Below are 12,679 nucleotides of genomic sequence, written 5' to 3'. Positions count from 1 at the left end.
AGCCGTCTGCGACGCAGGTGATGGTCGATTCCCGCAGTGCCGATGACGCCCGCGCCGGTTCGGGCATCATGTAGCCCATGAAGTATGTGTTCCTGATCTGTGACGACGAGACGACATCGCCGTCCATGGAGGAGATAAGGGCGGACCCGGCGTTCCAGGCGTACGACGCGGAGGTGGACCGGCGGGGAGGCAGCCTCGGCGGCGCGCGGCTGCGGCCGGTGGCGGCCGCGACGACAGTCCGCGTGCGGGACGGCGAGACGATGGTGTCCGACGGCCCGTTCGCGGAGACGAAGGACTTCGTCGGCGGTATCGACATTGTCGAGTGTGCCGATCTCGACGACGCGCTCGCGCTCGCGGCGCTGCACCCCTACGCGAGCCGGGGTTGTATCGAGGTCCGCCCCGTATGGGAGTGACCGCACCGGAGACGGTTCGTGCCGCGGTCGACGCGGCGTACCGGGACGAGTGGGGCCAGGTGGTCGCCACGCTGATCGGGCTGACCGGGAACTGGGACCTGGCTGAGGACTGCGCGCAGGAGGCGTTCGCCGCCGCGTTGGCGACGTGGACGCGCGACGGCGTTCCGTCCCGTCCGGGTGCGTGGCTCACGACCGCGGCCCGTCACCGGGCGATCGACCAGCTGCGGCGGGACACGAAGGGCGCGGCGAAGGTGCGGGAGCTCGCTGTGCTGGAGCGGGTGCCGATCGAGCCCGCGTCTGAGGAGATTCCGGACGAGCGGCTGCGGCTCATCTTCACGTGCTGTCATCCCGCGCTGCCGTTCCAGGCCCGCGTCGCCCTCACGTTGCGCACGCTGGCGGGATTGAGCACGGGTGAGATCGCCAAGGCGTTCCTGACCGCCGAGCCGACGATGGCGCAACGCCTGGTGCGCGCCAAGCGCAAGATCGTCGAGGCAGGGATCCCGTATCGGGTCCCACCCGCGGAGCTCCTGCCACAGCGGCTGACCGCTGTCCTCGCGGTGCTGTACCTGATCTTCAACGAGGGCTACGACGAGCAGGACGGGCGAAGGGCGCTGGCCGCCGAGGGGATTCACCTCGCACGGACGCTCGTCCGGCTGATGCCCGGCGAGCCCGAGGTGCGCGGCCTGCTGGCGTTGATGTTGCTGCTGGAGGCCCGTCGCGCGAGTCGCACCGTCGACGGCGTCCTGGTCACGCTGGAAAACCAGGATCGGTCCCTGTGGGATCACGCGCTGATCGCCGAAGGTGTCGCGACACTCGACGAAGCGCTGGCCATGCGGAGCTTCGGGCCGTACCAGGTGCAGGCTGCGATAGCCGCCTGTCACAGCACCGCTCCGGACGCGGACGCTACCGACTGGCCCCAGATCGCCGCACTCTACGCCGAGCTCGCGCGGCTGGCGCCGTCTCCCGTCGTGGACCTCAATCGCGCCGTGGCGGTAGCGATGGCCGAGGGCATCTCCGCGGGGCTCGCGCTCGTCGACGAGCTCGCCGAGTCCGGCCGACTCGACGGCTACTATCTCCTGCCCGCCACCCGGGCCGACCTCCTCCGCAGGGAAGGCCGCCTCACCGAGGCAGCCACGGCCTACGAGGAAGCGCTGGAACTGGCGCCGACCGACGCCGAGCGTCGTTACCTGAAGGCACGTCTTCATAGCCTCTGACCAGCGTCTTCACGTCTGTCCTAGATTTTTCTCAAGTTCTTCAGCGCCGATGTCGATCCTGGGCGTTCTCCTTCGTCGGTGGGCAAAGCCGCCAAACGGAGAGAAGTGAGAACCCATGTCGAACACCGAGTACCTGACCGCCACCATGACCGTCGACCGGACGCCGGAGGAGGTCTTCGAGGCCGTCACCAACGTGCGTGGGTGGTGGAGCGAGAACCTCATCGGCCATTCGGCCGCGCTGCACGATGAGTTCGTATTCACCGACGACTGCGAATACGCCGGTGAGACCGCCCGAGCCAAGAAGGGCATCCGTTTCGCCCGGTTTCAGCTCACCGAGGTCGTGCCAGGCAGGCGGATGGTCTGGCACTGCGTGGACTCCCTGCTGACCTTCGTCGACGACCCCGACGAGTGGACTGGCACCACCGTCGTCTTCGACATCGGTGTCACGGATCAGGGCACGACGGTGCGTTTCACACATGAGGGTCTCACCTCGGCCGAATCCGCTTGTTTCGAAGCGTGCTCGGCCGGCTGGACCTTCTATATCACCAAGAGCCTGCCGCAGCTGATCACCACCGGCGTCGGCCAGCCCATGCCGAGCTACCACCGCTGATCCGGCGCGGGTCGAAGGGAAGTCCAGCCATGAATCTCGTGAACACCGTCGCGCGCCGGAAGGCGACGGATACTCGCCAAGGGCTCGTGCTCGGCCTGGCATGCGCGGCCCAGGCAATGGTGGGCCTCGACATCGCCATCGTGAACGTGGCCCTGCCCTCGATCCAGCGAGACCTCGGCGTCAGCCAAGGCACCGTGCAGTGGGTGGTCGTTGCCTACGGCCTGGTCATCGGCGGATTCCTCCTCGTCGGCGGCCGGATGACCGACCTGCTGGGACGACGCCGCATCTTTCTCGCCGGCCTCAGCCTGTTCACCACTGCGTCGCTCGTGGCGGGCCTGGCGCAGCACGGCGGCGTGCTGATCACCGCGCGCGGCCTTCAGGGGCTGGGCGGGGCACTCATCGCGCCGGCCGCACTCTCGCTGGTGGCTGCCACGTTCCAGGAGGGGCGGGAACGCAACCGGGCCTTCGGCATCTTCGCAGCCGTCGGCGGAGCGGCCGGAACGGTGGGCGTCGTCGCGAGCGGTCTCATCGCCGCCGGCCCTGGCTGGCGGTGGGCGTTCTTCATCAACGTTCCTGTCGGCCTCGTGCTCGTCGCGCTCGCCATCACCTGCCTCAATGCCGATGTTGCCCGTGGCCGGTCCGGGCGGCTCGACGTCGCGGGGGCGAGCGCGGCGACCGGTGGACTGCTGACATCCGTCTACGCGCTCCACCACGCCGCCACCCACGGATGGGCCTCCGTCTCCACATTGGCATGGTTTCTCGCGGCAGGTGCGCTGATGGCCGCGTTCGTGTTGATCGAGAGGCGTTCACCCGCCCCGTTGGTGCCGGGCAGAACACTGAGGAACCGCACACTCGTCGCGGCGAACCTCACCGCGTTGCTCGCCTTCGGTGCGTTCTTCTCGTTCATCTTCCTCGGGTCGCTCTTGATGCAGCAGGGACTCGGTTACTCGCCAATGGAAACAGGTCTCGCATGGCTGGCCACGACAATGACCGAATTCGGAACCGCATCCGCAGCGGGCCGCCTCACCGCCGTCATGAGCGTCCGCCGCATGCTGGTAACCGGTCTGACACTGTTGGCCGTCGCGATGGCGTGGCTCACTCAGGTCTCCGCCGACGGCGACTACCTCATTGGCCTGCTTCCGGCGTTCCTGCTCGCCGGAATCGGCTTCGGGCTCTGTGTCCCCTCGCTGCAGATCGGCGCGTTGTCCGGCGTCACCGAGGCGGAGTCGGGAGTCGCCTCGGGCCTGATCGAAACGACGCGTGAGATCGGTGCCGCGGCAGGCGTGGCCGTCGTCGCGACAGTCCTCGTCGCGGGAACGGGCCTCGACGGCTTCCGCACCGCCTTCGCCGCCATCGGTGTTCTCGCTGGTCTAGGAGTAGTCACAGCGATGATCGGCTTCAGGAGAAGTAGTGACTTGTAACCAAGCCTCTGAGTTTTCGATCGACACCGGGCGCATGGTCACCGCACCCGCCGATGAGCGAACGGAACTGTTCCACGCGACGACTTCCCGCGACGACGGCGAGGGCGGCGATCAAATCCGCCGCCGTTGTCACGCTGGCCGACATCCTCGAGGAGCGTCGAATCGGATCAAGGACAGCTGCCCAACAAGGACGAAGAAGCCCTCTTCCAGATCGCGAACCGCTTGGGAATCCGGCATCAGAACGCGTCACAGCAGGCGGATCACGACCTGGTCTCCCTCGACTGGGTGTTCTGGTGGTACCTGGCCACCATCGACCTGACCGACCGCATCCTCGCCCACGCACCGCGGTCGACCGCAGGATCGCCCGCCGAGGGCCAGCACGATGACGACGACGGCGACGAGCGCGCACGCCGCGGTCACGCCGAACGCCGCCCACTGCCCTCCACGCCGTGGCGCGAGGCCACCCACCGCCGCGATCCCGAGCAGCACGAGCACCCAGGCCGGGGCCACCGCGGCGATCCGTCGCCGGCGCACGACCGCCTGCCTGCTGGCCGACCTGGCCGGCCACAGCGCGAGCAGCCCGCCCAGCAGCACGGTGCTGGCTCAGCACGGGCATCAGGAAGAACACCCACGGATACCAGACCCGGGGCGTCCTCATCGGACGGTCGGTCGACACTCCAGCGCCGCAGCAGCCGCCGCCCCTGCCGCTCACCGGGCCACAGCAGCAACAAGGATCGCGTGGCCGGACAAGTCCAGAACCCGGGCCACGGCCAGCGTGTTGTCCCAGGCCACCGTGCCGCCTCCCCTTGTACCAAATGCACGGTACAAGGGGAGGCGAGCACGTGGGTCAGCCGCGCGACTCCGCCGTCCAGCGGGCCGTCGCCGGGTGCGGCAGGCGCAGGGCGTCGAGTGCCCTGCCGACGGTCTGGGTGATCATCTCCTCGAGCGAGCCGGGCCGCGTGTAGAACGCGGGCACGGGCGGCATGATCGTGGCGCCGACGTCGCACGCCTGGGCCAGCAGCCGGAGGTGTCCAGCATGCAGCGGCGTCTCGCGCACCATCAGCACCAGCGGCCGCCGCTCCTTCAGCGTCACGTCGGCCGCGCGCACCAGCAGGGTGTCGTCGTAGCTGTTGGCGATTCCGGACAGCGACTTGATGCTGCAGGGCGCCACGAGCATGCCGTCGGTGGGGAACGATCCGCTGGAGATGGCGGCGCCGAGGTCGTGCTCGGAATAGACCTGGTCGGCGAGCGCCTTCACGTCGGCGACGCTCAAGTCGGTCTCCTGGGCAAGCGTCGCGCGGGCCGCCTTCGTGAACACGAGGTGCGTCTCGACGCCGAGCTGGGACAACAGCTCCAGGGCGCGGACGCCGTAGAGCACGCCCGAGGCGCCGCTGATGCCCACGACGATCCTGGGCGGGAACCGCTCCTCTTCCATGTGCCTACCTCCCTGCTCCGAAGTGGACGTGCTTGAGCTCGGTGAACTGTTCGATGCCCTCGACACCGCGGGTTCGGCCGAGGCCGGAGGCGCCGTGGCCTCCGCTGGGCATCTCCGCGTACGAGCGGTTGTAGCCGTTCACCCAGACCGTGCCCGCGCGCAGCCGGCGCGACACCCGCCACGCCCGGTCCAGGTCACTCGTCCACAGCGCCGCCGCGAGCCCGTAGGGCGTCGCGTTCGCGAGCCGGACGGCGTCCTCCTCGTCGTCGAACGGCTCGATACTGAGCAGCGGGCCGAACAGGTCGTGCTGCACCAGCGGCGAGTCCAGCGCGGCGCCGGTGACCGCCGCCGGGGTGACGAAGTGCCCCGGCAGACCGTCGGCGTCGGCGCGCTCGCCACCGGTCAGCAGCCTCGCCCCGGTGCGCGCCAGGTCGACGTACCCGGTGAACCGCTCCAGCGCGGGTGCGGAGATGAGCGGGCCGAGGTCGGTGTTCTCGTCGCGCGGGTCACCGGCACGCAGCGACCGCAGCACGTCCACCACGCGGTCGCGAACCCGGTCGAACGCGCCGCGCTGCACGAGCAGCCGCGTGCAGGCCATGCACATCTGTCCGGTGGTGATCACCGACGCCATCGCCGCCGTCTCGGCCGCGGCGTCCACGTCGGCGTCGGCGAACACCGTCATCGCCGCCTTGCCGCCGAGTTCCAGCAGGGTACGGGTCATGTCGGGCGCGGCCGAGGAGCGGATCGCCGCGCCCACCTCGGTCGAGCCGGTGAACGCGACGGCCCGGACGAGCGGATGCGTCACGAGCGCCTCGCCGACGAGCCCGTCCCCGGCGACGACCCGCACCACGTCCTCGCCGATACCCGCCTCGTGCGCGAGCCCGACGGCCCGCTGGGTGACCAGCGTGGTCTGCGGAGCGGGTTTCACCAGCGTGGTCACGCCGGCCGCGAGCGCGGGCGCCAGGTCCCGCAGGAGCAGCAGCAGCGGCCAGTTCCACGGCACGATCAGGGCGGTGACCCCCACCGGCTCCCGCACCAGGTGTGCTTGCGAGCCGTCCGGAAGGGTCCCGGCCCTGCCGTTGACCAGCCGGGTGAGCCCGGCGTTGTAGCGCAGAGAGTCAACGGCGCCCGCGACCTCGATGCGTGCCTCGCGGACCGGTTTGCCACTTTCGGCGACGAGCGCGGAGACCAGTTCGTCGGCGTGCTCGGCGAGCAGGTCCGCCCAGCGCCAGAGCGCGACCTGCCGCAGCTTCGCGTCCACCGGCCAGCTGCCCCGCATCGCCTGGTCGGCCGTGTGCACGGCCTGGTCGAGCTCCCCCGGCGTGACCGCGGTGACCTCACCCAGCACACGCAGGGTCGCCGGGTCGGCCGGGGTCGCGTCCTGCGGGATCTTCCACTCTGTGCCCATCACACGAACACCCCGCCGCCATCCACGACCACGGTCTGCCCGGACACGAACGCGCTGGCGTCGCTCACGAGCCACAGCACCGCGCCCACCAGATCGTCGGGCCGCATCGCCCTCGGCAGCGAGCGGCTCGCGGCGGCGTTCGCGACGTAGCCGTCGTCGTTGATCGTGCGGGTCGCCTCGTCGTCGACAAGGCCCGGCGAGACGGCGTTGACGCCGATGCCGTCGCGGCCGAGCTCCCTGGCCGCGGCCCTCGTGAGCCCCTCCACCGCGGCCTTCGAGGCGACGTAGTGCGCGAACCCGGCGGCACCGGTGCGTGTGACCACGGAGGCGACGTTGACGATGCGACCGCCGCCCCGTGCCCGCAGGGCCGGCAGTGCCGCCCGGATCACCTGCCACGTGCCGCGCACGTTGACGCGCAGCACCGTGTCCCAGTCCTGCGCGGTGAGCTCCTCCAGCGGGCGCTTGTGGCCGAGCGCCTTGTAGACCGCGGCGTTGTTCACCACAGCGTCCAGGCCGCCGAAACGGTCGACGGCCAGCCGCACCGCTCTGTCCACATCGGAGTCATCGGTGATGTCGCAGCGGGTGAAGACCGCGCTGCCGGGCCCGTCGGCGTCCGCCTTCTCCGCCTGCTCCGCGCCGTCGGCGAGGTCGGCGGCGACCACGTCGGCCCCGGCCGCCGTGAGCGCTCGCAGGTAGGTGGCGCCGATATCTCCCGTGCAGCCGGTGAGCAACACGACCTTGCCACGCAGGTCCGGTGCGGTCATCGGGCTTCCTCTCTGTCCAGAACGGACGCCTTGGGGACTTCTTCGTTCTCCATGGAGCCCTTGGTCTCCGGGCTGATCACGTTCGCCACGAGGAACACGGCGACCATGACGACGAGGAACACCATGAGCCTGCTGGGCACGTCGGACAGCCCGGGGCTGGCCAGGTTGACGAACGTGGGCATGAGTCCGCCGACCATGAAGCCGAGGTTCCAGCAGACCGCCGTGCCGCGAGAGCGCAAGGACGTCGGATAACGCTCGTTCAGGAACACCATCACGGGCGAGTAGGCGGCGTTGGCCAGGAACGCCAGCAGGATCGAGTACCACAGGATCGCGGTGGTGTCGCCGGGATCGCTGCTCGTGATCAGCCACACCAGCAGCGGCAGCGCCACCAGGTTCACGCCGCCGAAGAGCAGCATCGTGCGGCGCCTGCCGAGGTGCTCGGACAGTTCACCGGCGATGATCGTCGCGACCACCACGCCGAGGCTGGAGACGAGCAGGATCACGCCCTGCACCGTGCCCCTGACGCCGGTGACCTCACCGAGCAACGTCGGCAGGTAGCCGGAGGTCAGGTAGTACTGGGACCCGGCTCCGGCGACGAGCACGATGTTGAGCGCGAACATCCTGCCCCGGCCACCGCGCACCAGGTCGCTGATGCGCACCTTCGCGGGCGGGCCCGCCCGCTGGGCGGCCTTCCACAGCGGAGACTCCTCGACGCCCCGCACCACCAGGTAGCTCAGCATCGCCGCGACGAGCCCGGCGAAGAACATCACACGCCAGCCCCACACGTCGAACTCGTCGCCGGGGAACAGGTGGTTGACGAGGATGAACAGCCCGCTGGCCAGCGCGGCACCCAGCCCGGCACCGCCACCGCCGACGAGCCCGGACATCAGCCCGCGCCAGCGCGGCGGCACGCTCTCCGTGCCCAGCGTGTGCGTGGCCGCGACGACCCCGCCGACGAACACACCCTGCACCAGGCGCAGCGCCAGGAACAGCAGCGGCGCGGCGAGCCCGGCGGCGGCGTAGGTCGGCACGGCGCCCATCGCCGCGGTCGACAGCCCGACGCCGGCGAGCACGATCACCATCGTCTTCTTGCGCCCGCTGCGGTCGGCGACAGCGCCGAAGATCGCCGCACCCGCGGGGCGCAGCAGCACGCTCACCGCGAACGAGGCGTACACGGCGGCGAGGCTGAGTGTCGGGCTGTGCGCGGGGAAGATCAGCTCGCCGACCGTTCCCGCGATGTAGAGCAGGATGAACAGGTCGAACAGATCGAACGCCCAGCCCGCAACCGACGTGAAGGCTGCGTACAGGGTGGCACGGCGGGAGAGCCCGCCCGTGGCGGGAGCCGACATGATCCACCTCCTTGTGAGAATCGCGCCTGGTAGGCATTACAGTGCGCCGCACGACGCGCGGCGATGGGCAGTTGCCTACCGCGGCGGTAGGCAACTGCTATGGCTATGGCTTCTGAGCTGGGCCGCGGCTAGACGCTCAGGTCGAGACCGTCCACTGTGGCGTCACTACCGCCGGTGTCGGCGCCGAACCGCCTGACCTCGGTGAGCAGCAGGTCGAGCAGCGCCAGCGCGGCGGGGGCGAGCTGGCCGCCCGCGCGCCACACGACGCCGAGCTCGCGGGACTCCCGCGGATCATTCAGCCGGACCGTCGGCTCGTAGCCGGAGGCGACGAGCCGCGGCACGACCGAGACGCCGACGCCGTTGCGGACCATCCCGCACAGCACGGAAAGCTGTTCGGTCTCCACGGTCACCTTCGGGCTGAAGCCGTGCCTGTGGCACGTAGTCTCCATGATGCTGCGCAGGCCCGAACCCTGTTGCATGCCCACGAAGTCGTCGCCGGACAGCTCGGCGAGGTCGAGCTCGGCACGGTCGGCGAGCCGGTGCCCCGGCGGCAGCATCGCCACCATCGGTTCGCGGATCAGCACCCTGCCGGTGATGCCCGGCCGCTCCCACGGCGCCCGCACCACGGCGAGGTCCAGTTCGCCCACCTGCACCATGCGCTCGAACTCTGCGGAGACGTTGTGCTCGATCAGCCGCAGCTCGACGTCCGGGTAGGCGGCGCGATAGTCCGCGAGCACCTTCGGCAGGAGTGTCGCCCCGACGCTCGGCAGCGCCCCGATCGCGAGCCGGCCGCGCTGCAGGTCGCGCACCGCGACGGCTTCCTCCCGCGCGCGCTCCAGGTGGAACAGCGCGGGTCGGGCGTGTTCGAGGAACGCCTCACCCGCGGTGGTCAGCGTGACCTTTCGGCCCAGCCGTTCGAACAGCGCGACACCGAGTTCCTTCTCCAGCTTGCGGATCTGCACCGACAGCGACGGCTGCGCGAGGTAGAGCACCTCGGCGGCGCGGGTGAAGCTGCCCGCGTCGGCCACTGCCGCCACGTACCGGAGCTGGTGGAGTTCCATGGGACTAGCGAGGGCGCGGGTGGTCGTGAGTCTTGCCCATGCCACCCTCCTGATCGCCGACGGCCCGCCGAACCGGACCATATGTTTCGGACTGTGGAAACAGTATGTTCTGAGCTTTGCCACGTCAACGAGCGGCACCACTCCCCTTTCTCCGCGGGCGGCGGAGCCGGTCGAGCAGCGAGCCCAGCATCAGCCGCAACGCGCTTGGCGCGCGCACGGGACCGGACGGGGCCTCTCCGGAGGTCGCCGCCTCCGCGACGGCGGCCGCGAACTGCTCGAACATCCGCCTGCTGATGTCGCCGGCGAGCGCGCGGCCGAACTGCGCGATCCGGCCGGTGAGGTACACCTCGGCATCGGCGTGCAGCACCGTGCCCTCGCCGGAGGGCTCCGTGCGCAGCTCGATGCCGGCCTGCGTCTGCGCACCGCCGCTGTCCTGGCCCTGCGCCAGCACCCGCAGACGGCGCGCCGCCCGGTCGTGCTCCAGGATCTGGGCCACGCCCTTGAAGGCGAGCTTGACGGGTCCGACCGAGACCCTGGCCCTGCCCGCATACTGGTCGCCGCCGAGTTCGTCGGTCAGCTCCGCGCCGGGCAGGCAGCGCGCGAGCAGGCGGATGTCGTCGAAGACGTCCCACACCTGCTCGACGGCCACCGCGAGCTCGGTGGTGATCCGCACCGCGATCGTCGGCTCCCCGCCGGGCAGCACGATCTCGACGGGCTTCGGCGCGTCGTCCGGGGCCGCTTCGCTGTCCGGCCCTCCGCCGACGCGGCCGGTGGCGCGCCCGGCGAGCGCTCTGGCTCCGCAGTTGCCCGGCGTGGGAATCCCGTCGGGGAACCGCTCCTGCGTCTCCCGCACGGCGGTGACGATGTTGCGGTAACCGGTGCACCGGCAGATCACGCCGGAGAGCTCTTCGGGCAGTTCCTCGGCCCGAACACCCGGCTTCTCGGTGAGCAGGTCGTAGGAGCTCATGAGGAACCCGGGCGTGCAGAACCCGCACTGCAGCGCGTGGTTGCGGCCGAACGACTCCTGCAACGGATGCAGTGCGTCCGGCTTGCCCAGGCCCTCGACGGTCACGATGTCGGCGCCGTCGAGCTGCACGGCGAACAGCAGGCACGCGCGCGCCGCCTGCCCGTCGACGAGCACGGTGCACATGCCGCACACGCCGTGCTCGCAGCCGACGTGGGTGCCCGTGAGACCGAGGTGGTCGCGCAGCGCGTCCGACAGCGTCACCCTCGCGGGCAGCTCCAGCGTCGCCGGCGTGCCGTTGACGGTGAAGCTCACCTCAACCGGTTCGCCCGCTTCAGCCCGCACGGGCCGCAGCGGGCGCTCACTCGTGGTCATCGGCATCCCTTCCCCGTGCCCGCGTGTAGGCCTTGGCGAGTTCGCGGCTCGCCAGCACGCCGAACAGCCGGCGCCGGTAGTCCCGGGAGGCGTGCACGTCGCCCTCGGTGTCGACCATGTCCTGCACCGCGTCCGCGAGCCGGGACCGCAGGGCCGTCTCCAGGTCACCGGAATCGAGTGCCTCGGCCAGCTCCCGGCCCACCGAGCGCGTCACCGGCCGGTCGGAGATCCCGAAACCGGTCAGCACGGCACTCGGCTCGCGGCCCGCGGCGTTGACGTGCACGGCGACCCCGGCGAGCGCGAAGTCGCCGTGCCTGCGGGCGATCTCGGCGAATCCGTACCCGTCCCCCGGCCCCGCGAGCGGGAACCGGACGGACGTGAGCACGTCGCCTGGACCGAGGGCGGTCATCATCGCTCCGGCGAAGAAGTCCCGCGCCGCCACCTGCCGCTCGCCGTCCTGCCCGGTGAGCGTCAGCGACGCGTCGAGGCAGCAGGCCACGGCGGGCAGCTCCGCCGCAGGGTCGGCGTGCGCGAGGCTTCCGCACACGGTGCCCCTGCTGCGCAGCTCTCGGTGGCCGACCCACGGCAGCGCCATGCCCAGCAAGGGAACCTCGGCACTCACCGGGTCCCGCTCCACCGTGCGCTGCCGCACGGTGGCGCCGATCTCGGCGAAGCCGCCCGAGCGCTCGACGCGGCCCAGCTCGGCGATCCCGTTGATGTCGACGAGCACGTCCGGTCTGGCCAGGCGCATGGCGAGCACGGGAACCAGTGACTGCCCTCCCGAGATGACCTTGCCTCCCCCGTCGGAACGGGCCAGTTCGGCCAGCGCCTCGGCGAGGCTGGCCGGGCGGGCGTAGGCGAACGGCGCGGCCTTCACTCGCTGGTCACCGGCCCTGAAACTTCGGCGCGCGCTTCTCGGTGAACGCGGCGACGCCCTCGGCGAAGTCCTTGCTGGAGCGCAGCATCGAGTACGCCTTGCGCTCCAGCTCGATGCCGGAGTAGAGCGGGGCGTCGACGCCCTTGTCGAGCACCTCCTTGGCGGTGCGCGCGGCCAGCGGCGAGAAGCCGAGCAGCACGCCGACGACGCGCTCCACCTCGGCGTCCAGCGCCGCCCGGTCGGGCACGACGTTGGCCACGAGGCCCCAGTCTCCGGCCTGCCGCGCCTTGATCCTGCTCGCGGTCATGATGTGGTACTTGGCCCTGGAAAGGCCGATGAGCCGCGCGAGCCGCTGGGTTCCGCCGGAGCCGGGGATCATGCCGAGCCGCATCTCGGGCAGGGCGAACTCGCTGCGCTCGGTGCACACGCGGATGTCGGTGGACAGCGCGAGCTCCAGGCCGACGCCGAAGCAGTAGCCGTCGACGGCGGTGATCACCGGCTTGGGGCTGCGCGCCGGTGCGGTCACGTTGTGCCCGAGGTCGGTGAAGTCGATCGGGTCGACCTCCATGAAGCCGGGGATGTCACCGCCCGAGGAGAAGTGCTCGCCCTCGCCCCGGATCACCACGACCTGGACGTCGTCGTCGGCGTCGATCTCGGCGAAGCGGTCGGCCATCACCTGCCGCGTCTCCCAGGTGATGATGTTGAACTTGCCGTGGTCGAGCGTCAGGTAGGCGACACGGCCGTCGTGACCGCGCTCCAGCCGGATCTCGCCTCCGGTGAGTGCCATG

General features: G+C 70.6%; 13 protein-coding genes. 4 read left to right on the top strand and 9 right to left on the bottom strand.

The genetic code is table 11. The annotated features are described in order from the left end of the window. Window positions 1-77 precede the first annotated feature (77 nt). The 4 genes from FCN18_RS17185 (at window position 78) to FCN18_RS17170 (ending at window position 3,658) form a co-directional block, all read left to right on the top strand. Window positions 78-413: a YciI family protein gene (locus tag FCN18_RS17185; protein ID WP_110339643.1), complete on the top strand. Its 336-nt coding sequence runs from the start codon at window positions 78-80 to the stop codon at window positions 411-413. Further along, complete coding sequence (locus tag FCN18_RS17180; RefSeq protein ID WP_206077922.1) at window positions 404-1,627, top strand: RNA polymerase sigma factor; 1,224 nt, start codon at window positions 404-406, stop codon at window positions 1,625-1,627. The genes FCN18_RS17185 and FCN18_RS17180 overlap by 10 nt, the downstream gene beginning before the upstream one ends. 115 nt (window positions 1,628-1,742) lie before the next feature. Further along, a complete protein-coding gene (locus FCN18_RS17175; protein WP_113642868.1) occupies window positions 1,743-2,237 on the top strand; it encodes an SRPBCC family protein in 495 nt (164 codons plus the stop codon). 29 nt (window positions 2,238-2,266) lie between these two features. Further along, the gene (locus FCN18_RS17170) at window positions 2,267-3,658 is read left to right on the top strand and encodes an MFS transporter (protein ID WP_228714007.1); all 1,392 of its coding nucleotides are present in this window, start codon (window positions 2,267-2,269) and stop codon (window positions 3,656-3,658) included. 246 nt (window positions 3,659-3,904) lie between these two features. Here FCN18_RS17170 and FCN18_RS17165 read toward each other — a convergent pair whose 3' ends face one another. From FCN18_RS17165 to FCN18_RS17125, 9 genes are all read right to left on the bottom strand, one after another. After that, a complete protein-coding gene (locus FCN18_RS17165; protein ID WP_113642869.1) occupies window positions 3,905-4,252 on the bottom strand; it encodes a hypothetical protein in 348 nt (115 codons plus the stop codon). 253 nt (window positions 4,253-4,505) lie between these two features. Continuing rightward, window positions 4,506-5,093: a UbiX family flavin prenyltransferase gene (locus FCN18_RS17160; protein ID WP_112273804.1), complete on the bottom strand. Its 588-nt coding sequence runs from the start codon at window positions 5,091-5,093 to the stop codon at window positions 4,506-4,508. A 4-nt stretch (window positions 5,094-5,097) separates the two neighbouring features. After that, the gene (locus tag FCN18_RS17155) at window positions 5,098-6,501 is read right to left on the bottom strand and encodes an aldehyde dehydrogenase family protein (RefSeq protein ID WP_112273806.1); all 1,404 of its coding nucleotides are present in this window, start codon (window positions 6,499-6,501) and stop codon (window positions 5,098-5,100) included. Further along, a complete protein-coding gene (locus FCN18_RS17150) occupies window positions 6,501-7,265 on the bottom strand; it encodes an SDR family NAD(P)-dependent oxidoreductase (RefSeq protein ID WP_112273808.1) in 765 nt (254 codons plus the stop codon). The genes FCN18_RS17155 and FCN18_RS17150 overlap by 1 nt, the downstream gene beginning before the upstream one ends. Continuing rightward, the gene (locus tag FCN18_RS17145; RefSeq protein WP_113642871.1) at window positions 7,262-8,614 is read right to left on the bottom strand and encodes an MFS transporter; all 1,353 of its coding nucleotides are present in this window, start codon (window positions 8,612-8,614) and stop codon (window positions 7,262-7,264) included. Before FCN18_RS17145 ends, FCN18_RS17150 begins: the two co-directional genes overlap by 4 nt. Window positions 8,615-8,742: 128 nt before the next feature. Continuing rightward, window positions 8,743-9,675 carry a LysR family transcriptional regulator gene (locus FCN18_RS17140; RefSeq protein ID WP_158303132.1) on the bottom strand — a complete coding sequence of 311 codons (933 nt, stop codon included), beginning with the start codon at window positions 9,673-9,675 and terminating at the stop codon, window positions 8,743-8,745. A 124-nt stretch (window positions 9,676-9,799) separates the two neighbouring features. Beyond that, window positions 9,800-11,014 carry a xanthine dehydrogenase family Fe-S subunit gene (locus FCN18_RS17135; protein WP_112273813.1) on the bottom strand — a complete coding sequence of 405 codons (1,215 nt, stop codon included), beginning with the start codon at window positions 11,012-11,014 and terminating at the stop codon, window positions 9,800-9,802. Next, a complete protein-coding gene (locus FCN18_RS17130; protein WP_137095591.1) occupies window positions 11,001-11,891 on the bottom strand; it encodes an FAD binding domain-containing protein in 891 nt (296 codons plus the stop codon). Before FCN18_RS17130 ends, FCN18_RS17135 begins: the two co-directional genes overlap by 14 nt. A 7-nt stretch (window positions 11,892-11,898) precedes the next feature. Then, window positions 11,899-12,678: an enoyl-CoA hydratase/isomerase family protein gene (locus FCN18_RS17125; RefSeq protein ID WP_113642875.1), complete on the bottom strand. Its 780-nt coding sequence runs from the start codon at window positions 12,676-12,678 to the stop codon at window positions 11,899-11,901. Between the last annotated feature and the right edge of the window lies 1 nt (window position 12,679).

It is taken from the genome of Prauserella endophytica (assembly GCF_005146945.1).
GTDB lineage: Bacteria > Actinomycetota > Actinomycetes > Mycobacteriales > Pseudonocardiaceae > Prauserella_A > Prauserella_A endophytica.
This window is presented reverse-complemented; position numbering and strand designations above follow the sequence as displayed.